We start from the raw sequence: 21,677 nt of genomic DNA on the forward strand, positions 1-21,677 counted from the left end.
TGCGCAATTGGGCTGCTGCACGCTTTGGTCTGACGCCAACGCGTCGTTGCAGCTTGTGAAAGCTTCAAGTCTCGATTTTCTGACTCATCTCAAGATACCGGCAGAATGCATTGATCAACTGCATTTGGCGTGGTGTCTGACAATCAGCCTCAAAAACCTGAGGCGACGCGACCAAAATGGCCAGACACTGCGCCCGAGAAATGGCCACGTTGAAGCGGTTCCCGCTGTAAAGAAACTCCATGCCTCTTGGCGCCTCGGCATGATTTGACGTTGCCATCGAATAAATCGCAATCGGTGCCTCCTGACCTTGGAATTTATCAACGGTTCCAACACGTGCAGTCGGCAGACATTTCTGAATTTCAATCACTTGCGCGTTGTATGGCGCAATGATCAGAATATCCTCAAGTGTGACCGGCTTGGTCACTCCATTCCGATCCGTCCATGCTGCGCCTTGGTTTAAAATATCTTCCACCAAGGATTTGACTATGTCGGCCTCTTCAATAGACGAGCTGGTGTTGCCGCTATGTGCTACCGGTAGAAAGCGCATTCCAGCACCCGATGCAGCGCTCTCCGTTTCAACGAGTTGCTGCTCGCACCCTTCAACTGCATGCAGTTTGCTTTCGTAGAAAAGTTCGGAATTAAACGCGCAAATCTCTGGGTGTAGGCGATAGGTCGTTCCAAGGAAAAGGCCTTGGCTCGGCTCGATTGTTTGACGACCCCCAAGCAAGTGATCCAGTGCTGAAACGCCTGTTCCATCTGGATGCGTCCCTTGCGTTGGCTGTTCAAGTTGCTGTGGATCACCTAGCATGATCACAGTTTGTGCCGCTTGGGAAACGGCCAAAACATTAGCAAGAGACATCTGACCAGCTTCATCAACAACAAGCACATCAGCGGCTTCAAAAGCATCTTCTCTTGCCCAGAAGAAGTGGGTCGCACCAGCGACATGAGCTTCACCGTTAGCAAGCTTGCCTAAAACATCATCATTGTTTTTTGCGAAGATGAGGTTCGGTCCGTCGGCCTCCTGATTACCCTGCTCGGGCTTTTGAATGCAGGTCAGATCGACGCCCATTGTTGGCGCAGCTTCAATCACTTTATCAATCAGGTTGCGGATCACTTTGTGGCTGTTTGCCGTTATCCCAACCTTCTTACCTTGCCGCACAAGCTCACAGACCATCCGAGCGCCAGTGAAAGATTTTCCTGTCCCTGGAGGTCCCTGAATGGGTAGCACACCGCCATTCATTTCCCTTGCGATACGCAATGCTGCATCAAGGGTTCCTTCACCATCGGCTTGGAAGGGTTGGCCACCAATATCCATCGGTGCGCGAAGCAATAATTCGCGCGCGCTTTTATAAGGGCCATCACCTTCGATGCCGTTTTCGGCGACGTATTCACCCAGGCGAAACAGCGAGGCCGCTTGTTCCTTAGGATCGATGAACTTGTGCGCGAAAACGGCTTCGGGATGAACATCGGCAGTCGCTTTTGACTTCTTTATATCGACTGTTTGATTTTCTGACGATACAGCGACAGCAGTACCAACTTTATCGCCACCAACATTATGCAGGCCTTCGCCGCCTCTGACGTCTGTATCCTGCGCGTCAAATTTATAGCGATGTGTGGGAATTCCGGTTTTGGATGTCTCAACAACATCGATCAATTGCAGGCGACCAATGCCCGCCTTTTCTTCCAGAAGTTCGATACCGCTCAATGCTTGAAGTCGGAATTTTTCCCACCAAACAGCTTTGTTTTCACGGCGATGCCAATCAAGAACATAAGCCAATATCCAGCGCGCTTGTTGTTCTGATGAGCGCTCTTCAGGATCAACGGGGATGTCATTGGCAAGCTGTTCAATCAGAGCCAGAACGCGCTGTTGCTGTTCGCTGAGTTCCTCGCTTGGGCCATCCTGTCCAGGCTCAGGACGCGGAATTTCAGCACCGTCTGCCACTCTTGAGGCCCTTAAGTCTTCGAGCCAGTCACGCAAGCTCTTCGTCGCAAAGCAATCATCAGCATTGTAAGCTGCGACAACCGCCATAGTGTCCGCGTCAATAGATGGAATGTCGTCAAGCTCTAAGCCTGCGGTCACTCTCGTCAGTGCCATGTTGGCATCCCGCAATGAAACCTTGCGTTCATATCCACAGAATGGCTCAAGTTTCTTAAGTGAATAGCTTTCAACGCTGGCACGAATAGCGTGTTTTGTGACTGTCAAAAGATCGACCAGAACCTTGCCTCGGAGAAGATTGTCCACTTCATCTTCACGCGTTGCGTAGCGTCCCATTAGACGTTTCAGAGCCCCGGCTTCATAGCCGCCAAAGTGATAGATGTGCATGTCTGGGTGATCCGCGCGCCGCGCTGTCACAAAATTAACAAAGCGTTCAAAGCAAGCTTTCTCGCTCACGCGATCAAATGCCCAACCTTGTTCGTATTGCTCAGCACCGGCATCATCAAAGTAGCTGTAGCCGAACAGATATTCTAACCCTTGCTCGCCAACAAACTGATCACTTTCAATGTCAAAGAAGACGTCTCCAGTCGAGGGTTTGGGCAGTGCAGCAAACCCGAATTCGGGAACTACATCCAAAAACTCAAACTTCCGCTCACCTGTCTCTCGCGCAAACACCTGGATTGCAGCTTGCGCACGCACTCTCTCAAATGATGCCGGTGCACCTCGTTGAGGTTGGAAAGGCACTGGGCTTGGCATGTCTGCCAACGTCTTTGCGGTACCGAAGCCATTGGCTTGGAGCTCGGAGATTTGGTTTTTTGATATGCCCGCCACCAAGCAGAGATGATCATCGGCACGTCGCCTGTTGTCACACTGCTGTTCCCATCGACACACATCGCAGTGACTTTTTGGGTCAGGATATTCGATTTGGTCTTCTGGCAACTCCAGAGCATTTTCTGCAGCCGCCTTCACACGCCTGAAATACGCAGCATAGTCCGCAAACCGAAACTCCTGCGGCTGATAGTCAGACCACGGCGCGACGACAAAAACCTTTTCAGGCGGACGCCCCTGCGCATTGGCGAGAAGATCAGCATAAAGGCAAAGCTGATGGACTGTGCCGCCTTTTGTTTCTCGTGCCAGCTTGGTGTCGATGATCTCATAGGAAAAATCCCCCAAATCACTCGGGACCTCCACTCGCCGTAGAACATCCGCTCGGCCACTCCATCGTCCATGTCGGAGTGCCGCTTGAATAATAATTTCTGAGCCATTGCGCATGGCTTCGAGGGTCGCATCAACAGTAGAGTCGGTGATATCAACGCCTTCGATTTTGGTCAGTTGATGACCCGCATCCCGAAGATGTTGAATATATGCGTCTTCATGCCTTTGGCCTCTTTCACGGAGGATCTCGAGCAGAGGATCGTAGTTCTCAGGCCTCTTTATCGCACCCGTCGCAACCTGCACATCAAGTGCTGTTAGGTGGCCGCAATTGAGATGACCAACAAGGTCTGTGGCGCTGAGTTGTATGGTGTCATTAATTATCTTCATAAAAAGCGCCATATCAAATTAGATTGATCTACGTTGCCATTCAACCAATTATTCATGCAAGCCTTTTGCTCTATCTGATGTCGCCCATCATGGATAAAAAGAGAAATAATAACGCAATTAGTTTCTCCCGTTGATTTTTCTGGGCAACTATCGGGGAGGGCTGTCGTAAACCACGCTAGTAGTCTCGGCCTGTACACACAGCCTCTCCACAGACTGTAAGTTCGACCTGCATCAATTTTCGCGGTTGCAGCGAATGTCGGGAATGCGGGTTGCGACCGCAACATCTCGCCTCTCTGGCCAACGGCAGGTATGGGCCGGAATTCGGCCTCGAACAGGCCATTGACCAAGCTTGCGCTGATGTCGGCTCTAGCAAAGACGCAGCTACTTTGACTTCTGTCATGATCAAGTCGCCATTTTCAATGGGCATCGCGGGATAGGCTTGCTGCCCGCACCGGCCCTAAGCGCCCAGACCTTCGGGCCTGTCATGGCGCGTTGCGTTGTGACGGGTCGCGGTTGAATGCGCCCGTCGCGGCGGTATCGCCCTCCAGGCGCTGACGCTGCGCGGCCTCTGCCCACCATTCCAGCTGATGGAACGTGCGCCCGACGTAGCCGTCCCATTTCACGGAGTCCGAGTTCCATGCCCCTTCGTTGTCGAGGATCTCTTGTGCCTTGGGAAGGTGGGACATTGCCGACACCGGCAGGCACCCAAGCTCAGAGAGAAACCCGCGCATACCTATGGCCGCGCGCGCACCGCCCCATTGGCCGGCCGAATAGGTGACAATGGCGCTCGGCTTCCACGCAAAGCGCGACGCCCCAAAGTGGTTCAGAAGATGTGCGAGTGCTGGGGACATGGAGTGGTTGTATTCCGGGCTGACCATCACATAGCCGTCTGCGGCCAGGATTGCCTCCGCCAGATCGCTCAATGTCTGGGGCGCGCGTCCCTCGGCATAGGCGAAATGCGGCTTGAAGACGCCCCCCATGTTGTAATCCAGCGGATCGATGATCTGCGCGTCATGAGCGCGGTCGGCGATAAGACGGTGACACATCATACTGACGCGCTGGCCCAGCCTTGCCGGTCGGGGCGGAGTACTGTCACGGGCTGAACCCAAAAAGATGAGGAATTTCATGCTTTGATGATAGAGCGGCCGGGCGATTAACTCAACTGGGCATCCCGGATGGTCCGCAAGTTGTGAGTTCGGGGGCGCCAAGATCACGCAGCCGAAGCGAAAGTCCGGTCTGGTGAAGTTGCAGCGTGGCGATTGATGGTATCGACAAGGTCCGGTTTGGGCCGGATTCAACAACGAAGAGGATTTACCCCTTCTTTTTGTGTTCTTTGGCGACAATGATGCCAGCCTTGCCCAAGACCAGAATTAGAACGCCACCGATCCAGCCCGCGACAACCGAATTTATCGCAACAGCAGTCCCCATCAACGCTAGCCCAATGTTTCCAACCAACAACGTGAGCGCAATCGCGCATAGGATGGGTACGATCAAAAGTAGCTGAACGAAAAGCGGGTAACCGCGAAACCGTTTCCATATAGCGGCGGCAAAAGGTTTGGTGCGTTCGAACATGTGTTAACTCTTTGATGATCAGCCCTCGCGACGAATGCGTGTCTGGGCCGATTAAACTCAAAGACTAGCCTAGACGACGTGACACTTAGTGACCACCCGATTTCGCACATGCAGCGAATGCTCACTTTAGCGGGCCGCACCGCAGCATCTGTCAACCTTACTTCAGGTCCGAAAAGGGCCGGGAGTGACGATGGCGCTTGCCCATGGGTTTGCACCGAGATTGAATAGCAGTAATTTTCATAAGGTCAGAAGTGCTCATGCCAATCTACGAGTTTGCCAGCGAAGAAATCCGCCCCCTGCTCAGGACCACGTTCAGCCAAATGCAGCTGCAGGAGCGGCGTGATCTTCAGCGCCTTCTTAGGGCGAACATCTCAGTGGTTGCACCCGACACGCTGGTCATCGCGGAGGAGTTCGGGGACTGGGACGAGTCGCGGCGGCGCATCGACCTTCTTGGAATCGATCGCGATGCGAACCTCGTCGTGGTCGAGCTCAAGCGAACGGAAGACGGCGGCCATATGGAACTTCAGGCCATCCGCTATGCCGCGATGGTCTCGACCATGACCTTCGATCAGGCCGCCGACGTTTTCAGTCGCTATTTGGCACAGATCGGCAAGGCCGACACGGATGCACGGACCGAGCTGCTCGAGTTCCTCGGGTGGGAGGAGCCCGATGAAGATGCATTCGCGCAAGACGCCCGGATCGTCTTGGCCTCGGCCGAGTTCGCTCGCGAGCTAACGACATCGGTTCTCTGGCTCATCGAGCGCGGCATCGACATCCGCTGTGTGCGCCTCCAGCCTTACGACCACGACGGCCGAGTTTTCGTCGATGTCCAGCAGATCATCCCGCTCCCGGAGATGGCGGAATACCAGGTTCGGGTCACCGAGAAGAAGCGCAAGGAGCGCGAGGCGCGCTCGGACACCCGAGACTGGACCAGCTACGATGTCAGTCTCGGTGGACGTAAGCTCTCCGGGGTGCGGAAGCGGCACGCCATTTATCAAATATTCCGCCATCTCGTGGAGGAAGGCATCGCCCCGGAGAAGGTCGCCGAATATTGCGGCCCGCGCGCCAAAAGGGCGCTCGTTTCTGTTGATGGGGAAGTAAACGCGAAAGACTTCTATCGCCTCGCGAAAGACGCGCGGGCGAAGGAGGGGCGCAGCTTCGACCCGACTCGATACTTCTGCGGTGAGGATGAGCTCCTCCACTTCGATGGCCGGACATACGCTTTCCTGAACCAATGGGGCGGGGCGGACTGGAAGCAAGCCATTGTCAATCTGCTCAAGGCATTTCCAGATAAGGGGATCGAGTTCGCGCCATCCGAATAGCGGCCCCAATCGACTGTTTCTTCCACTGGTCGATTTGCGGTCCTTAGTTTTTTGCGACAACTGCGGCGAACGTCCAGTTTGACGGGTCGCGCGGCAGCATAGCCTTCAGTGACTGCATGCCTCCTTTGGGCCGTCCTTGACGACCGGCCCATCCGGTTCGACGGCCGCACCGCAGCACTGTCGAGGGGGGCAACGCCTGCTGTGGGCCGTGAACAGCACCGCCGCCGCCCTAAACATGATGGATCCGTTCACACTACTTCATTTTGGTTTGTAGGGAGGTTGAGAGGTGTCGATAGAATCTATTCTTACTTGTTCTTTCTTTTTTAGAAACTACTTCCCTAACTTCCCTAATCCCCGTTTCCGAAGAGGTAACTAGGCCATGCGAAAACAAAAACCATTAGCGCCGCTGTTGTGTCAAGCTGGTACGGCAGAGATGCCGATCCTACCGCTGCTTCTAGATATTGCGCGAAATGCTTCAAATTTATCCAGGATCGGCGGTCCGAAAGTTGGCATAGTACCACCGATTGATCAGGGGGTTTTGCAATCTTCTCTAGTCAATTTTGTGAATTATGTCTCTGACATGCTGCTGTCTACAATAGAAGAGCGTGACGATCTACGTACAGACAGCCGTCATGTACGCAAGCCTGGAAAAAGGTTTGATGTGAATGCATGGCTCCCTTCGATAGTTATCTTAATGAAATTGGCGCAGGCCGAAGCTATCGGCAAGCGCAAAACACGACTCAATTTAGTTTCCCGCTACTTAGAGAGGCCTGGAAGATGGCATAACCCTGAAGGTGTAGGGGAAGACCAAGTAAAATATTGGCGCATCAAAAATCGAAATTTTAACCCAATATTTACGAAGGATTTCGCACTCCGCACAACTGCACTCGCGATTCCGGCAGAACTTGATCGTTTAACTATTGCGGAGCAAATGACTTATATGCGTGAATTGCATGTTCGTGCAAAAAACCTGTTTGAACCTTTGACTGATAATCTCTTTCCAGCCGAAGCGTTTTGGTTATTTTTTGATTTCTCACTGCATGAGGATCAAGAATTAGTTGATTTCATTTCTGCATTGGCACCCTACCGCCAGGAAAGCATTCCAGCCCGGCTGGCTGGCTTCGCAAAGGCATTAATGCCAGCAATCGACGAGATGAAAGATCTGTTCCCTGATGTGGAGCAGCCGGCCGGAGAAGAGTTTCGCGCCCTAGCGTTCTTGCAGGCCATTAATAACGGGGCAGCCGCGGGGTTTATAAAACCAAGTGTCAAAGGTTTAGATGGCTTGATTTTGAGTGGGGGCCATACTGAAGAAGAAGGAGCGAGGGATGCCAGCCTCACAATGCAATTTGAAGAATGGATAGATAAGGACAGCAGCTTGTCCTGGCTTCCACTACGTCTCAAATAAGTGACCGCATCCATTTCGGCTCACATCCCGCATTAAAAGTCAAGGGTGCGATAAGGCTTATCGCGCTCCCGCTTTCGTCTGACGGACTTGGGAAGATATTCCTGAAAAGGAGAACCCAATGACCGATAAAATCATGTTTACACTCTTGGACGCTGTAAAGCCGAAGGTGTTGGCGAAAAAATATCACATTAAAAATGGGGAGCTGCGAAAGGAAACCTCCGCACACTTATCCAAGGGACGGGTTTCACTTCGATCCGTTTCGGATTTGGAGGATTTCGGAAAATTTCTTGAGACAATCAATACCTCGCAAGCCTTAATGTATGGTGTGACCAAGTCCGGACGAAATTCTGAGGTAATAACCAGCAGGCAACTCGAGGAATCGAATAGCGGACCGAATACGATTGCGAGAACCAAGACTTTTTTCAAATGGAGAGAAGGTCCATCGATTTTTATGATGGATATCGATTACGATGAAGGTCAAGCGTCATACACGAGTGACGAGCTGATAGCAGAGCTGCGCACAGCCATACCAGAGCTAAATAGTGCCAACATGCTTCACACTCATTCTTCGTCCTCGATGATCTACGATAGCGAAGGGAAACAGCTGACTGGGGAGCGGGGGCATCGAGTTTACATTGCCGTAAAATTGGGAGTGGATATTCCGCGTTTAGCCGAGCAGATTGCAATAAGATTATGGGCTTCTGGTCGCGGATACATAAAAATTTCGAAAAGCGGTACGATGCTTGAGAGGACCACTATCGATGGTAGTGTCTATCAAGAAAACAGAATTGACTTTCCAGCAGGTGCAGAGCTTGGAGATGGGCTGCAACAATGTAGGAGCCGTCCGCGAATCTTCAATGCGCTGGACGGGGAAAGCGGTCTTTTCGATTCAGAAAACCTAGTATCAGATGCACCTAGAGATATGGTCCAAAGGGCAGAACACGCTAAAAAAACCGCAAGACACCTTTCTGAACCTGAGGCAACTCAGAGGAGAATCCAATGGAAGCGCCAGCGCGCACTAGCATTGGGTGAGTTTGCAGCCGACCTTGAACTCGAGACGAACAAAACACTGGATTTGGCCCTGGATAAGAGAATCCTGAACAAGGATTTCATACTTGAGGTACAACTCAAAGGACGAATGGACTTCGACAAGATTTCAGTTGGAGAAATCCTGAGTGAAACAAGAAGATATGATCAGGCCCTTTGTCGTGACCCGTTGGAGCCAGACTACAGGGATGGCGAACCGGTGGGAAAATTGTACCTCGGTGGATCTCCACGCCTCCATTCATTTGCTCGCGGTGGAATGACCTACAAGTTGGCGCGGACGCGAACCATCCCAGGGGAAACATATCTTGCAACCGACGAAACGATAAGAACTATGAAAGAAAGTGGTCAATATTACGATTTGGGTGATGTCCTCGTTACCGTCGTAAAAGGACGGCCAGAGGCATTACTTTCTAGCGCTTTTTCCTACCAGATCGCTAAGATTGCGCAATTCACCAAGCCAACTCGAGGCGTGACGGGTTCTCAAAATATAGACCCTCCCCCAGAAATCATTAAGCAGATACTGGAACTACGTTCTACACGCGATTTGTTGCCCCTCCGGGGCACTTCCAACCTGCCAATAATCCGCCTAGATGGTTCTATTCAATCTCAGGCTGGATACGATCCTCATTCACAAATCTATGGCGACTTTGATAGCGATATTTTTGGAGAAATCCCACAATATCAAACAGATTCCGATTATAATCAGGCGCTTGAAAAGTTGCTTAGTCCCTTCGATGAATTTGAATTTGCGAACAAGGAATCAGAAACAGCATTACTTGCCGCTATTTTTACTGCAATCGTTCGTGCCAGTTTGGATAAGGCACCTGCATTTGTGGTTGACGCCTCCGACCCCGGCGCGGGCAAATCTATGCTTTGCGAGGCAATTGGAGCGATAGCTCTCGGTCGTCGGCCGGCGACGATGGCGCCACTAGGCGAAGGTAGGGAGGACGAAACACGTAAGCGCGTCATGTCTGGTTTGTTGCCGCCAGCTGAGCCGGTGTTCAATATCGACAATCAAAATGGTCGGGTAGATAGTCCAGTGTTGAGCCAGCTACTGACCTCTTCAGCGATGACAGACCGGCTGTTAGGTCAGAGTAAATTGGCATCAGAAATACCAAACCGTGTCCTTATTTTAATGAGTGGAAATAATATTGAATTCTCTGAAGAGCTGTCTCGCCGGATTTTAAAAATGACGCTTAGGGTAAATGAAAATGGAGTTTTTTCGCGAAAATATAGAAACGATGTTGTCAAAATGATCCTCGAAGAGCGTGAAAGCTTTGTGGTCGCCGGCTTGACGCTACTGAGCGCAGCGCTTTGCAGTCAAGACAGCCATGAAGGACCAGGTATTCCTAGTTATTCGGAATGGGATAGAGTAGTCCGTCGGACGGTGCTTTGGATCAATAGGACACTTGGGAAAAGTTACATTGATCCACTCACAATTATGCAGTCGGCGATGGCAACGGCGCCGGAACGCCAAGAGATATATCCTCTCCTTGAGAGCCTCGAAAGGACATTTGGAAGTGATACTTTCACGGCATCAGATATTCTAGCGTCGAGTGCTGATGACAGGTTGTTGGAAATTCAGGTTAAGGGATTAACGGGACGAACAGGCCCATTGTCGCCACAATCTGTGGGAATTCATCTTGCACGGCTCCGCGGTAGAAAGATCGGTGACCTCAGATTGTTGCATCAAGTGATAAATCATACCGGACACTATAGATTGGAAAGAGTTGCATCGGTTGAGGCGACTTCTCTGAACTTGGCGGGAGGTAACTGAAATGAATTTTCGTGATATTGCACTTATAACAAGCGCGGATCTTGCAAAACTTCACGGGTATGCAAACGTAACTTCCCAGTGTCGAGCTTGGTGGAGGGGGCTTGGTATCAAGCCTCTCCCTGGGCGAAGAGGTGTTTACGATCCTAAGCACGTGAGGGAGCGACTTGATCAAGCCGGAGATGTCTTGCCCGAAGCTAATTTAATTGAAACGCCATCGGATTCTCTAGTTTCTCAAAGAAGGAAGCGCAAACATGCCGAATGATAGTTTGCCCCCCGAAGTGCATCGAGTACGATGCCGGTTATCCAATGGTAGGTTTCGGTACTACTTCAGCTTACGAGGACGAAAAGGTACTGGTTTCTACCGATCATCGGAGCGGCTCCCAAAAGAACGCGAGTTTCATGAGGCGTATGTTGCAGCGATAGAGGCAGCTATGCCGCGCGTTTCTTCATATCTGACGTCAAGTTTGGTTGATGACTACTTGGTGTCACCGAAATTCAAGCGTCTCAAACAGCGCACCCAAAAAGACTATTTAGGCTGGTTGGATCGATTTTCGCATGAGTTTGGCGATGATCCGGCGGCGATGTTCGAAGAGTGGGAATCTCTTGGAGAAGTTAACGACTGGCGTGATGCTTGGAAGGACAGCCCAAAACAATACGACTACGCTGGCACGGTTGTCACGATCTTGATGAATTGGGGGGTCAAGCAAGGTAAGATCAGGCGGCATCACTGCACTTTCGACAAGGTCTACAAGGCCGACCGTGCCCACATCACATGGACGCCTGCCTACATCGAGAAATTCCTGTCTGTTGCACCGGATAACATCGGGCGCGTTCTGATTGCTGCGACAGAAACCGGTTTGCGTCCTGCCGATCTCGTCCAGCTTCGTCGCTTCAACGTCGAAATCTTGCCCTCCGGAAATCGACGTCTTCGCATCCCCACGCAGAAGAGGGGCGTTTACGCACACATACCGATCACGCCAAAAATGGCTGAGATCATTGATAGTGCGCCAGATGGACAGGAATATATCCTGACTAATCCGTCAGGGAAGCAGTGGACGGAGCGCTATGCTTCGCAGCGGTTGAGCCATTGGAAGAACAAAGCAGGTCTGACTAAAGAGGCGCTGGGTTACAGCCTCCACATGCACGATTGTCGTGGGACGGCGACTACGAAATTGCTCGAAGCGGGAGCGGACGCGTTTCAACTGGCCACGGTGTTCGGCTGGAACTTGCGTTATGCCACGCAGATGATTGAGGTCTATGCTGTGGTCGGAAGTGACAAAACCGACAGGATTTTGGAACTGGTTCAACGCGCCGAAAAGAACGCCTCAAGAACGTAATTGTAAAATGCCCTGTAAAATGACTCTCTGTAAATCGGCCAATTATCGTCTAAGTCATTGAAAGTAAATGGAGGCGAGTACCGGAATCGAACCGGTGTACACGGATTTGCAATCCGCTGCGTAACCACTCCGCCAACTCGCCAGAGTGGCGGTCTGATTAGGCGCTACCGCCGCTTCCGTCAAGCAGATATCTTTGCCGCCGTCAGGTGGGCCGAAGGGCCACATTTGCCAAGTTTGGTGGCTTGGGTCATTGCCGCCGCGCAGCAGGTGTGGCACAACCGCCATCACAGGTTCTGAACGGAAGAGTTTAGTACATGACTGACTTTACTACCCGCCGCCGGATGATGGTCGACACACAGGTGCGCCCGTCGGACGTCACCGAATTTCCGATCATCGACGCCATGCTCGATATTCCGCGTGAGGCGTTCGTGCCGCGCGACAAGGTCGAAGCTGCCTACGCCAGCGAGGATGTCGATCTTGGAGAGGGCAGGGTCCTGCTGGACCCGCGCGTTTTTGCCAAGATGCTGGACGCCCTGAACCTGACCAACAGCGATCTTGTGCTCGATGTCGGGGCCGGTCTGGGGTACTCCTCTGCCGTGATCGCGCGCATCGCCGAGGCCGTCGTCGCCGTCGAGGCGGATGAGACGCTGGCCGAAGAGGCGCAATCGCTGCTCAGCGAACATCATGCCGACAATGTTGTCCTCCACATGGGGCCGCTGACCGAAGGGGCGCCGGAACACGGTCCCTATGACGCGATTATCGTCGAGGGCGGTGTCGAGGTTCTTCCGGACAGCCTTGCCGCGCAGCTCAAGGATGGCGGGCGTATTGCTATCATCTTTATGGAGCAGGCGCTGGGGACTGTGCGGGTTGGACACAAACGGGACGGCCGGATCACTTGGCGCTATGCCTTCAATGGAACGGCTCCAGTGGTCAACGGCTTCGAAAAAACGGCGGCTTTCGCTCTTTGAGCAAGTCGCGCAGGGCCTGAGGGCAAACGAAAAGATGGGGAAGCCGGTGCTGGGCAGGATTCGCAATAACATGGCGCGCGGGGCTGTGTGCCTTGTTCTTTTGACCGGAGCAGTAACACCCGCTTGGGCCGATACCCTCGCCGAGGCGCTGGAAGCTGCGTATATGAACAGCGGCCTGCTGGAGCAAAACAGGGCAACGTTGCGCGCCGCAGATGAGGACGTCGCACAGGCCTTGGCAGAGCTGCGGCCTGTTCTTCGATGGACGGGCAACGTTCAGCGCAGCTATGGCCGGTCGGGCAGTTTCAGTTCGTCAGCCGGGCGGTTTGTGCAGGGCGGCAGCGTCACCAACGATGCCAGCATCAACCTGATCGCGGAAATCGTTCTTTACGCAGGCGGCCGTAACAAACTGGCGCTTGAGGCGACAAAGGAGCAGGTGCTTGCCACCCGCGCCGATTTGGTCGCCATTGAACAACAGGTCCTGTTGCGTGCCGCCGCGGCCTTTATGAACATTCGCCGGTATTCCGAAACTGTCGGTTTGCGCGAAAACAACGTGCGCGTGATTCAGCAAGAGGTGCGCGCCGCGCGGGACCGGTTTGAGGTTGGCGAAGTGACCCGCACCGACGTGGCCCTTGCAGAGGCGCGGTTGGCCGCGGCGCGCGCTGCCTTGGCGGCCGCGCAGGGCGATCTGCTTGTGGCGGGAGAAGAGTATCTTGCCGCCGTGGGCAAGCCGCCGCGCAATCTGATCAACCCGCGTTCGCTGCCAAAGCTGCCCGGCAGCGTGGCCGACGCCAAACGTCAGGCGCTGCGCCAGCACCCGGATCTGACGGCCCAACAACACAGTGTGACCGCCGCGGAACTGACCATTCTGATCGCAGAAGGGGCCAAAAAGCCGACGGTGTCGTTGCAGGGCTCCTACGGCGTGACCGAAGACTTTGACGATGGCGACTTTTCGCACGGTGGGTCGATCACACTGGGCGCAAGTGGTCCGATCTATTCCGGCGGCGCGCTCGATTCGGCGGTCCGCAAGTCGGTTGCCAACCGGGACGCGGCGCGCGGTCGTTTGCATGTTGTACTGCGCCAGATTGAGCAGAACGTCGGTCAAGCCTACGCCAACTTGCGTGTCTCGCAGGCCAACCGCACTTCGTTCGAAGAACAAGTGCGCGCTGCAACCGTCGCATTTCAGGGGGTCCGCGAAGAGGCCAAGCTGGGCGCGCGCACCACGCTGGACGTGCTGGACGCGGAACAGGAATTGCTGGACGCCCGTGCCAGCCTGATTTCGGCGCAGGTCGATGAGGCCATCGCGTCCTATCAGGTGTTGTCGTCGCTGGGTTTGCTGACCGCTGAGGCGCTGCACCTGAACGTGCCTGTCTTTGACCCGGCTGCCTATTACAACATGGTCAAAACCGCGCCACGCGCCCGGTCAAAGCAGGGCGCAGAACTGGACCGTGTCCTGAAGGCTCTGGGAAAAGAGTAGTTTTGTCTGCGTCTGTTGTGCGGAGACCTGTTTTGCGGGTACACTCTGTCCCGAGGCAAGAGTGGCAAGAACAATGTCAGACCCCGTTACAAACGTCGAAATAGAGGACGTCCTGTCGTCAATCCGTCGACTGGTCTCCGAAGAAGAGCGGCCGCCCCGCGGCGCGCAGCGGTCTGTTCCAGAACGTCTGGTCCTGTCGCCTGCGCTGCGTGTGCCGGATGCGGCGGATCCGCCGACCAAGGCACCCGGCCGAGGTCGTGAGGCGCATGCGCCCATGGTCCTGACGGAACCCTCTGTCACCCCCGTCGCGCACAGGCCACCGCCGCCACCGACAGTGCCCGAGCCCGATGAGATTGCCACACTGGTTCTTGGGGCAGAGGACAGCGCTGAGGCCACCGCACCCGAACCGGCAGACACTCAGGTTGCTGAGACCGTCGATCCGCTGGCCGTTTGGTCCGCCGATCCGGACGGGACATCGGACAAGCCGATCGATCTGGCTCCGGCCCTGCCCGAAGATGACCTTGGCGAAGCCGATGCAGCGCTTGTTCCGGTGGACCCTGACGCTGACCAGATGATCGCCGATGACGCCGACCTTACAGGAAACGTGACAGAGGACATCGGGCCAGAGGAAATCGAGCCTGAAGATATCGAGCATGACACTGAGGCCGGGCAGATCGCCGCGCTGCGTGCCAGCCTGTCAGATATCCTTGCGCCTGATCCGGGGGCAGGGGACGACGACGTCCTCGAAACGGCAGATGACCCCAATGGGTACGCCGCTCAGCTGTTTGCACATGCCGATGTTGACGTTGATTCTGGCACCGACACAGAACTTGACCGGAAGATTGCCACGCTGGAACAGATGTTGGCACGTCAATCTCAAGATTGGGCACCCACCACGCCATCCGCAGACGATACCGATCCCTCGGAGCCTTCGGAGGCCGCTGTCGCGCCAACGGCTGATCCCGATGATGCAACAGCGATGGGTGACGGCGCGGATGTGACGTCGGACGGAGCAGACGACGCGGACACCGCGTTGCAAGAGGTGGTTTCCGCCGTGGCGGGTGCCGTCTCGGACGATCCGTTGAACGGGGCAGGGCCGGTCGACCCATCGCCAGACATGGCAACGGCGATACCGGATGGCGACATTTCCGCTGTCGATGCTCTTGAGCCTGAGGACTCGGCAGAGACACCCGCCGCCACCAGCGCGGTTCCGGGCGACGCACGCCCTGCATTTGTCCGCCACGCCCCGTCAGAGGCGCTGGATTGGGAAGATCATGCGCCGGGGGCAGACTCGCTCCCCGATCCTGTTCCAGAGGCAGAACCCGACCAGTCGGCTGCCGTCACGAAGCTGAGCGAAGAGGCCTTACAGGCCATTGTGTCAGAGATCGTGCGCCAAGAGCTTCAGGGTGCATTGGGCGAACGCATCACCCGCAACGTGCGCAAACTGGTCCGGCGTGAGATTCACCGCGTTCTGATGAGCAAGGATCTGGACTGATCCTTTGCGTCCGGCGCGCTGCGCCGGGCATACCAACGCGCGCCCAAACCAACACCCTCCCCAAAATGAAAAAAACGCGCCCGTAAAGGGCGCGCATTTTCAGGTGGGTCAGGGAAATGGTCAGGCGGCTTCGGCTTGCTGTGCGGCGTTGCGACGCTCGCTTTCTTCGCGGGACAGCGCGACAGAGGTGCGAACACCTTTCGACACGAAATCCATCAGGCCGGATACGACACGTTCATTGGGGTCGATCCCGGCACAGCTCAATACTTCGCGGCCATCGCGGGACCGCGCCCAGCGGGCGATCTGCTCGGGGCCATTTCCATACTTCTTGTCGTCGGCGATTGCATCGTCGAGGGCAGCCAGCACCACAGCCGCAAACAGTTTGCGAGCGCGGTTGCCTTGCTCGGCGTTGAACGCGGTGCTGTCAACGAAATCCTTCATGTTTCGACCTTTGATTATTGCTCTTGCGTTTTTAGGCGTGACGCGGGTTATGGCGTATTCGTATCGATTCGGATACCCCGATGCTGCATACCACCTATGCAAAATTTGCATAACATTCTGCGAGTGCAGCACGAGATACGTTGCCTTGCATGATGGCTGAACGCCAGATATAGGGTCCGTCAATCAATCATCAACCTTTTGACACGGTTTTGCCCCATGCCAAAGATCAACGGTAACGAAATTCGCCCCGGTAACGTGCTGGAGCATAACGACGGTCTCTGGGTCGCCGTGAAGGTCGATCATGTGAAGCCCGGCAAGGGCGGCGCATTCGCTCAGGTCGAGATGAAGAACCTGCGCAACGGCTCCAAGTTGAACGAACGCTTCCGCAGCGCCGACAAGGTAGAGCGCGTGCGCCTTGAACAAAAGGACATGCAGTTCCTGTTCGAGACAGACGGCATGCTGACCTTCATGGACACCGAAACCTTTGATCAGGTCGAACTGCCCGCCGACATCCTTGGCGAACGTCGACCCTTTCTGCAGGACGGCATGACCATCGTGGTGGAATTCCACGACACAGAGGCACTGAACGCCACGCTGCCGCAAAAGGTCGTCTGCAAGATCGTCGAGACAGAGCCGGTGGTCAAAGGACAGACCGCTGCCAACAGCTTTAAGCCTGCCGTTCTCGACAACGGTGTGCGCATCACGGTGCCGCCCTTTGTTGGACAGGACGAAGACGTCGTCGTGAACACCGAAACCATGGAATATGCAGAGCGCGCCTGACCTCGGGGCTCGCGCGCAAATCCCCCGTCTTTGCCGGGGGTGACAACTGAACTGATCTAAGGCCTCCGGCGCATCGCCAGGAGGCCTTTTGATGATCGACACCGCAACAGACCACGACATTCCCACGCTGGCCGACATGCTGTATGCGCTCAACGCGCATCACGCCGCCGACCTGCCCGGCCGGTTCCACACAGACGGCACAGAGGCCGCGCTGAGGACGTTCTTTGCACAAAAGCTGGGGCAGGGCGCGTGTGTCCTGCTGTACCGCACAGAGGGCGTGCCGCGTGCCTACCTGATGTGGCAGATCCTGGATCATGCCGGGACCGCGTTAGAGCATCCAAGGCGGCAGGCTTTGCTGGACCATATCTACGTCCAGCCGATCTGGCGGCATCGTGGTCTTGCGCGGCGGCTAATCGCGCGGTTTGAACAGGACAGCCGCGCTCAGGGCTGCACGGGCTGGATCACGCGTGTTCACGCCTTCAACACCCCCAGCGCGGCGCTGATGCGCGGCGCGGGGGCGCATTTGGCGGTAGAGGTCTATGAAAAACGGCTTTGAGCCTCAGCCGCGCCAGTGGACCTTGGCCTCACCCGCCGACATGTCCTCGCCGGCGCGGTCAAACCGCAAGTAGGCAAGGCCAAAACCGTCCGCCTGTGTCAAAAGCGTTCCGGCAACCTTTTCGCCGGACAGGATCTCGGTCCCCACGGGGGCCGAGCCGTCGACCGCGACCCGTGTCAGGCCTTTGCGCAACTCTGTCTTGTGTTTCATCCGCGCAGTGACTTCCTGCCCGACGTAACACCCTTTGCGGTGATCGACGCCGTTTAACCGCTCAAAGCCGACTTCAAGGATAAAGGTGTCCGGCGTCAGTTCGATGCCCGTCTGGGGCACGCAGGCTGCCACTCGCAACGCATCCCAATCCACGGCCTCGCCCGGCTGACCGGCATAGCCGCGCCATCCCAGCGACGGATGGCGCGGATCGGCAAAGGCACCCTCGGGCGTGTCGCCAAGGCCCCGACTGACCTCAATGTCGGTCTCTTCGATTTCTACCGGAGAGCGCAGTTTATACATCATCAGACGTTGTTTCAGCGCCGCCACCTGTTCGGCGTCTGCATCAATCAGCACGTCTTCACCGTCGGGTACCAGAAAGAAGTCGGCCAGATATTTGCCCTGCGGTGTCAGCAGCGCGGCATAGACTGCGCCGTGGTCCAGACGGGCCACGTCATTGGTCACCAGCCCTTGCAGAAAATCGCGTGCCCCGGCGCCCCGCACCCGCAGCACTTTTCGGTTATCATCCGCCATTCGCTTTCCCTTTCGTCCTCGGGTCGCATATAGGCCCCTAGGCAACTTCCGAACAGGCCCATGCGCGCACCGATTTCCATTGTCATCCCCACGCTCAACGCGGGCGACAGCCTGCCGCTCTGCCTTGGCAGCCTGTCCGAGGGACTGCAAGCCGGGCTGATCCGTGAACTTGTGATCTCTGACGGGGGGTCCACCGATGGCACGCTGTCCATTGCCCAACAGGCGGGCGCGCGGGTCGTGACGGGTGCCGCGTCGCGTGGCGGGCAGTTGGTGCGCGGCACGCAGGCGGCAGAGGGGGATTGGCTGCTGGTGCTGCACGCGGACACCCGACTGGCAGAGGGCTGGACCGGGGCCGTGACCACCGCTCTTTCGCAGCCCGGTGCCTATCATTTCCGGCTGGCTTTTGATGTGGCGGGTGTGATGCCCACTTGGGTGGCCTGCTGGGCCAACCTGCGATCGCGGCTTTTCCGGCTGCCCTACGGCGATCAGGGCCTGTTGATTGATCGCAAGACATTGGAGGCTGTCGGCGGGTATCCCGACCTGCCGCTGATGGAGGATGTGGCGCTGGCGCGCCGCCTTGGCCGCGTGCTCAAACCGCTGCCCGCAACGGCGATCACCTCGGCAGAGAAGTACCAACGCCAGGGCTGGTTGCGGCGCGGGGCGCGAAACCTGACCACTCTGGCGCGCTACTTTGCCGGGGCCGATCCAGAGAGGCTGGCGCGGTCCTACCGCCGCTAACGCCCTTATTCCGGCGAGTCGAACTGAAGCCGGTACAGATCGGCATAGGCACCGCCCTGTGCGATCAGCGCGTCATGGGTGCCTTGCTCGACCACACGGCCCGCCTCCATCACCACGATCTTGTCGGCATTGCGCACGGTGGACAGCCGGTGCGCGATCACCAGCGTTGTGCGCCCCTGTGACAGCTGTTCCAGCGCCGCTTGCACCACGGCCTCAGACTGGGCGTCCAGCGCGCTTGTGGCCTCGTCCAGCAGCAGGATTGGCGTGTCCCGCAGCAGGGCGCGGGCAATTGCCACCCGCTGCCGCTGACCACCCGACAGGCGCGATCCGCGCGGGCCGACCTGTGTGTCCAGACCGGCCTCCAGCCGGGGCAGGAAATCGGCCACATGCGCCGCACGCAGGGCGCTGTCCAGTTCCGCATCGGTGACATTGCGGTCCAGCACGATATTGTCGCGCAGCGTCTCATCGAACAGCAGCGCCTCTTGGCTGACGACAGAGATCATCCCGCGCAATGTGCGCAGTTTCATCGCGGCCACGGGCACGCCGCCGATCTCGACGTCGCCGTCCTGCGCCTCTGCCATCCGGGTCAGCAGATTGAACACTGTCGATTTCCCCGCGCCGGACGCCCCGACCAGCGCCGTTGTCTGTCCCGGCGCCGCCTCAAAGCTCAGGCCCTGCAGCACCTGCGTGTCGCCAAACCGCAAGTTGACATCGCGCAGGGAAATCCCCGGCGTGCCTTCGGGCGGGGGCACGGGGCTGTCGGGATCGCGCAGCCGGGGCTGGGTGTTCAGCATCTCGATGATCCGCTCGATGCTGGCGGCGGCCACCTGCCAGACGCCCGATACAGCGCCCAACCGGCGCAGCGGCTCAAACGCCAGTCCGATGGCGGTGAAGAAGGCCATGAAATCGCCCACCGTCTTTTCGCCGGCCAGAATCTCGCCGCCGCCGAAATACAGCACCCCGACAAACCCAATCCCCGACATCAGGTCGATCAGACCGGGGAGAGAGGCCTGACCCGCCGCCGACCGCGTTTCCGCCCGGATGCGTTGGCGCGTCAGGGCGCGGTATTTCTTGCCCATCCAGCGTTCCAACTGGTTCAGTTTGACCGGCGTGATGCCGTGAAACACCTCGTTCAGACGGGTCGACAGCCGCGCCGCAATGTCCCGCACGTTGCGGGCGTTCTTGCGCACAAACCGTTGCAACAGCACCGACGGAAACACCAGCAACGGCGCGCCCACCAGCGCCACCAGCGTCCAGCGCCAATCGATGAACAGCGCCACCCCGAACAATGAGATCAGCGCCACCACGTCGCGCCCGGCTCCCGTCACCAAAGTGCTCCAGACCTTGGAGATGGCGTTTACATCGCCCTCGACCCGCTGGATCAGGTAGCCCGGCCCGTGTTCGTTGTGAAACTCCGGGTCCAGCGTCATCAGGTGTTGCAGCATGTCCTGCCGGATATCGCCCATCGACATCTGGCTAACCCGCGTCAGCAGCACCTTTTGCACCACGCTGGCCACCGCCCGCACAACAAAGATGCCCATGACGATCACGCCGACCCAGACCAGCGCATCGGCATTGCCGCCGACAAAGACATCGTCGAACATCGGCTTCATCATGTAGCTGAGCAGGCCGAACATGCTGCCCTCAAGCGCCATAAAGACCATGGCGATAGCCATCAGCCCCGCATAGCGTTTCAGGTAGCGCTGCCAGAGCCAGAGAAACAGCCGCTTGGGAGGGGGAACCGGATCAGCCACCCATCAGCTCCCGCGCGCAGTCTATCTCGGGGCGGCGCGCGTCCCATGCGGGCTGAATGATCTTGGCGGCGTATTCGGTGCGGATCCAGTCCTCAAACCCGATCTCGCCCAACGACAGACGCGCCTCATAGACACGCAGGATGTAATCCTGCACCCCGGTCTTGGTGAAATCGAGGTGGATGTAGCGCAGGCCCAACTGTTTCTTGGCCTCCGCGATCGGGACATCCTCGAACACCAGCAGATACATAGCCGCAACAAACCCGGCCCGGTCGGCGCCGGACTTGCAGTGAAACATCATCGGCTTTTCCGCCGCCCGCAGCGCGTCGATCACACCGACGATGCGCTTGCGCGGGGCCGCCTCACGCGCCCACAGCTTGGCGTCGACCATCGTCATGCCCAACTGCTGCAGGCTTTCCCGCTCGAACAGGTAATGGGCAAACCGGTCCTCGCCGCGCAGGTTCACCACCGTCTTGATCCCCATGGCCGCATAGCGTTCAAACCGCCGGTGCGTTGGCTGGTTCGACCGGTACACCCCCGGCGCGATCTGAAAGAAATTGGTCCAGAGCACCCGCAGAAACGCATGGTCGAACAGGTGGTAATGCAGCCTTGACCACCGCCGCGCAGCGGGCGTCGAAATATCCGTGCCAAAAGACCGGCGCAGCTTGCGTTCCGCCTTGTCCAACCTGCTCCAGAGTCGTGCCAGCATGTGCGATGGGTTCCCAGCGTTCCGGCGGGCGGTTTACGCGGCATTCGGTGGGCTGTCCAGCAAAGCGCGTATTGACGGCAGGCCGC

Annotated in this window: 17 protein-coding genes and 1 tRNA gene; 10 read left to right on the top strand and 8 right to left on the bottom strand. The window is 56.6% G+C overall.

The features are described from left to right. Window positions 1-64: 64 nt before the first annotated feature. The 3 genes from ANTHELSMS3_RS12785 to ANTHELSMS3_RS12795 all read right to left on the bottom strand — a co-directional run bounded on the left by ANTHELSMS3_RS12785 (window position 65) and on the right by ANTHELSMS3_RS12795 (window position 5,050). On the bottom strand, window positions 65-3,478 hold the full coding sequence (locus ANTHELSMS3_RS12785; protein ID WP_094037106.1) for a TM0106 family RecB-like putative nuclease: 3,414 nt from the start codon (window positions 3,476-3,478) through the stop codon (window positions 65-67). 482 nt (window positions 3,479-3,960) lie between these two features. Next, the gene (locus ANTHELSMS3_RS12790; protein ID WP_094035198.1) at window positions 3,961-4,605 is read right to left on the bottom strand and encodes an NADPH-dependent FMN reductase; all 645 of its coding nucleotides are present in this window, start codon (window positions 4,603-4,605) and stop codon (window positions 3,961-3,963) included. Window positions 4,606-4,789: 184 nt separating this feature from the next. Then, window positions 4,790-5,050: a hypothetical protein gene (locus ANTHELSMS3_RS12795; protein ID WP_094035199.1), complete on the bottom strand. Its 261-nt coding sequence runs from the start codon at window positions 5,048-5,050 to the stop codon at window positions 4,790-4,792. 257 nt (window positions 5,051-5,307) lie between these two features. Between ANTHELSMS3_RS12795 and ANTHELSMS3_RS12800 the strand changes: the two genes are divergently transcribed. The 4 genes from ANTHELSMS3_RS12800 to ANTHELSMS3_RS12815 all read left to right on the top strand — a co-directional run bounded on the left by ANTHELSMS3_RS12800 (window position 5,308) and on the right by ANTHELSMS3_RS12815 (window position 11,938). Then, window positions 5,308-6,372 (top strand): hypothetical protein, encoded by a 1,065-nt coding sequence (locus ANTHELSMS3_RS12800; protein ID WP_094035200.1) that lies wholly within the window; start codon window positions 5,308-5,310, stop codon window positions 6,370-6,372. A 379-nt stretch (window positions 6,373-6,751) separates the two neighbouring features. Further along, window positions 6,752-7,777 carry a hypothetical protein gene (locus ANTHELSMS3_RS25570; RefSeq protein WP_157733503.1) on the top strand — a complete coding sequence of 342 codons (1,026 nt, stop codon included), beginning with the start codon at window positions 6,752-6,754 and terminating at the stop codon, window positions 7,775-7,777. A gap of 118 nt (window positions 7,778-7,895) precedes the next feature. Further along, window positions 7,896-10,601 (top strand): hypothetical protein, encoded by a 2,706-nt coding sequence (locus tag ANTHELSMS3_RS12810; RefSeq protein ID WP_094035202.1) that lies wholly within the window; start codon window positions 7,896-7,898, stop codon window positions 10,599-10,601. A gap of 431 nt (window positions 10,602-11,032) precedes the next feature. Continuing rightward, window positions 11,033-11,938, top strand: a complete 906-nt coding sequence (locus ANTHELSMS3_RS12815; protein WP_157733504.1) for a tyrosine-type recombinase/integrase — start codon at window positions 11,033-11,035, stop codon at window positions 11,936-11,938. A 68-nt stretch (window positions 11,939-12,006) separates the two neighbouring features. Here ANTHELSMS3_RS12815 and ANTHELSMS3_RS12820 read toward each other — a convergent pair. Beyond that, window positions 12,007-12,080: transfer RNA gene (locus ANTHELSMS3_RS12820), tRNA-Cys, on the bottom strand. A gap of 172 nt (window positions 12,081-12,252) precedes the next feature. Here ANTHELSMS3_RS12820 and ANTHELSMS3_RS12825 point away from each other — a divergent pair. The 3 genes from ANTHELSMS3_RS12825 to ANTHELSMS3_RS12835 all read left to right on the top strand — a co-directional run bounded on the left by ANTHELSMS3_RS12825 (window position 12,253) and on the right by ANTHELSMS3_RS12835 (window position 15,875). Next, window positions 12,253-12,906, top strand: coding sequence for a protein-L-isoaspartate O-methyltransferase family protein (locus tag ANTHELSMS3_RS12825; protein WP_094035204.1), 654 nt, complete (start codon window positions 12,253-12,255; stop codon window positions 12,904-12,906). A gap of 70 nt (window positions 12,907-12,976) precedes the next feature. After that, window positions 12,977-14,380 (top strand): TolC family outer membrane protein, encoded by a 1,404-nt coding sequence (locus ANTHELSMS3_RS12830; protein ID WP_254694732.1) that lies wholly within the window; start codon window positions 12,977-12,979, stop codon window positions 14,378-14,380. 73 nt (window positions 14,381-14,453) lie between these two features. After that, entirely contained in the window at window positions 14,454-15,875 is a 1,422-nt protein-coding gene (locus ANTHELSMS3_RS12835; RefSeq protein WP_094035206.1) for a hypothetical protein, read from the top strand. 120 nt (window positions 15,876-15,995) lie between these two features. Here ANTHELSMS3_RS12835 and ANTHELSMS3_RS12840 read toward each other — a convergent pair whose 3' ends face one another. Next, window positions 15,996-16,316: a DUF6280 family protein gene (locus tag ANTHELSMS3_RS12840; protein ID WP_089280323.1), complete on the bottom strand. Its 321-nt coding sequence runs from the start codon at window positions 16,314-16,316 to the stop codon at window positions 15,996-15,998. A 216-nt stretch (window positions 16,317-16,532) separates the two neighbouring features. On the opposite strand from ANTHELSMS3_RS12840, the gene efp reads away from it, so the two are divergent. Then, window positions 16,533-17,096, top strand: coding sequence for an elongation factor P (gene efp, locus ANTHELSMS3_RS12845; protein WP_094035207.1), 564 nt, complete (start codon window positions 16,533-16,535; stop codon window positions 17,094-17,096). Between the two features lie 91 nt (window positions 17,097-17,187). Beyond that, entirely contained in the window at window positions 17,188-17,652 is a 465-nt protein-coding gene (locus ANTHELSMS3_RS12850) for a GNAT family N-acetyltransferase (RefSeq protein WP_094035208.1), read from the top strand. 3 nt (window positions 17,653-17,655) lie between these two features. On the opposite strand, the gene ygfZ is transcribed toward ANTHELSMS3_RS12850, so the two are convergent. Then, window positions 17,656-18,393 carry a CAF17-like 4Fe-4S cluster assembly/insertion protein YgfZ gene (ygfZ, locus tag ANTHELSMS3_RS12855; RefSeq protein WP_094035209.1) on the bottom strand — a complete coding sequence of 246 codons (738 nt, stop codon included), beginning with the start codon at window positions 18,391-18,393 and terminating at the stop codon, window positions 17,656-17,658. Window positions 18,394-18,453: 60 nt separating this feature from the next. On the opposite strand from ygfZ, the gene ANTHELSMS3_RS12860 reads away from it, so the two are divergent. Beyond that, window positions 18,454-19,131: a TIGR04283 family arsenosugar biosynthesis glycosyltransferase gene (locus ANTHELSMS3_RS12860; RefSeq protein WP_094035210.1), complete on the top strand. Its 678-nt coding sequence runs from the start codon at window positions 18,454-18,456 to the stop codon at window positions 19,129-19,131. 5 nt (window positions 19,132-19,136) lie between these two features. Here the strand turns inward: ANTHELSMS3_RS12860 and ANTHELSMS3_RS12865 are convergent, their stop codons facing one another. Together ANTHELSMS3_RS12865 and ANTHELSMS3_RS12870 are read right to left on the bottom strand one after the other, a co-directional pair. After that, window positions 19,137-20,885: an ABC transporter ATP-binding protein gene (locus ANTHELSMS3_RS12865; protein ID WP_439098646.1), complete on the bottom strand. Its 1,749-nt coding sequence runs from the start codon at window positions 20,883-20,885 to the stop codon at window positions 19,137-19,139. Further along, window positions 20,878-21,591 carry a phosphatase domain-containing protein gene (locus ANTHELSMS3_RS12870; protein ID WP_094035211.1) on the bottom strand — a complete coding sequence of 238 codons (714 nt, stop codon included), beginning with the start codon at window positions 21,589-21,591 and terminating at the stop codon, window positions 20,878-20,880. Before ANTHELSMS3_RS12870 ends, ANTHELSMS3_RS12865 begins: the two co-directional genes overlap by 8 nt. Window positions 21,592-21,677: the final 86 nt, after the last annotated feature.

This window comes from Antarctobacter heliothermus (assembly GCF_002237555.1).
GTDB classification, from domain to species: domain Bacteria; phylum Pseudomonadota; class Alphaproteobacteria; order Rhodobacterales; family Rhodobacteraceae; genus Antarctobacter; species Antarctobacter heliothermus_B.

What these genes read in the sequence shown, in the direction of transcription:
- ANTHELSMS3_RS12785 (WP_094037106.1), bottom strand. Translation starts at nt 3,478, where the DNA reads ATGAAGATAATTAATGACACCATACAACTCAGCGCCACAGACCTTGTT.
- ANTHELSMS3_RS12790 (WP_094035198.1), bottom strand. Translation starts at nt 4,605, where the DNA reads ATGAAATTCCTCATCTTTTTGGGTTCAGCCCGTGACAGTACTCCGCCC.
- ANTHELSMS3_RS12795 (WP_094035199.1), bottom strand. Translation starts at nt 5,050, where the DNA reads ATGTTCGAACGCACCAAACCTTTTGCCGCCGCTATATGGAAACGGTTT.
- ANTHELSMS3_RS12800 (WP_094035200.1), top strand. Translation starts at nt 5,308, where the DNA reads ATGCCAATCTACGAGTTTGCCAGCGAAGAAATCCGCCCCCTGCTCAGG.
- ANTHELSMS3_RS25570 (WP_157733503.1), top strand. Translation starts at nt 6,752, where the DNA reads ATGCGAAAACAAAAACCATTAGCGCCGCTGTTGTGTCAAGCTGGTACG.
- ANTHELSMS3_RS12810 (WP_094035202.1), top strand. Translation starts at nt 7,896, where the DNA reads ATGACCGATAAAATCATGTTTACACTCTTGGACGCTGTAAAGCCGAAG.
- ANTHELSMS3_RS12815 (WP_157733504.1), top strand. Translation starts at nt 11,033, where the DNA reads ATGCCGCGCGTTTCTTCATATCTGACGTCAAGTTTGGTTGATGACTAC.
- ANTHELSMS3_RS12825 (WP_094035204.1), top strand. Translation starts at nt 12,253, where the DNA reads ATGACTGACTTTACTACCCGCCGCCGGATGATGGTCGACACACAGGTG.
- ANTHELSMS3_RS12830 (WP_254694732.1), top strand. Translation starts at nt 12,977, where the DNA reads ATGGCGCGCGGGGCTGTGTGCCTTGTTCTTTTGACCGGAGCAGTAACA.
- ANTHELSMS3_RS12835 (WP_094035206.1), top strand. Translation starts at nt 14,454, where the DNA reads ATGTCAGACCCCGTTACAAACGTCGAAATAGAGGACGTCCTGTCGTCA.
- ANTHELSMS3_RS12840 (WP_089280323.1), bottom strand. Translation starts at nt 16,316, where the DNA reads ATGAAGGATTTCGTTGACAGCACCGCGTTCAACGCCGAGCAAGGCAAC.
- efp (WP_094035207.1), top strand. Translation starts at nt 16,533, where the DNA reads ATGCCAAAGATCAACGGTAACGAAATTCGCCCCGGTAACGTGCTGGAG.
- ANTHELSMS3_RS12850 (WP_094035208.1), top strand. Translation starts at nt 17,188, where the DNA reads ATGATCGACACCGCAACAGACCACGACATTCCCACGCTGGCCGACATG.
- ygfZ (WP_094035209.1), bottom strand. Translation starts at nt 18,393, where the DNA reads ATGGCGGATGATAACCGAAAAGTGCTGCGGGTGCGGGGCGCCGGGGCA.
- ANTHELSMS3_RS12860 (WP_094035210.1), top strand. Translation starts at nt 18,454, where the DNA reads ATGCGCGCACCGATTTCCATTGTCATCCCCACGCTCAACGCGGGCGAC.
- ANTHELSMS3_RS12870 (WP_094035211.1), bottom strand. Translation starts at nt 21,591, where the DNA reads ATGCTGGCACGACTCTGGAGCAGGTTGGACAAGGCGGAACGCAAGCTG.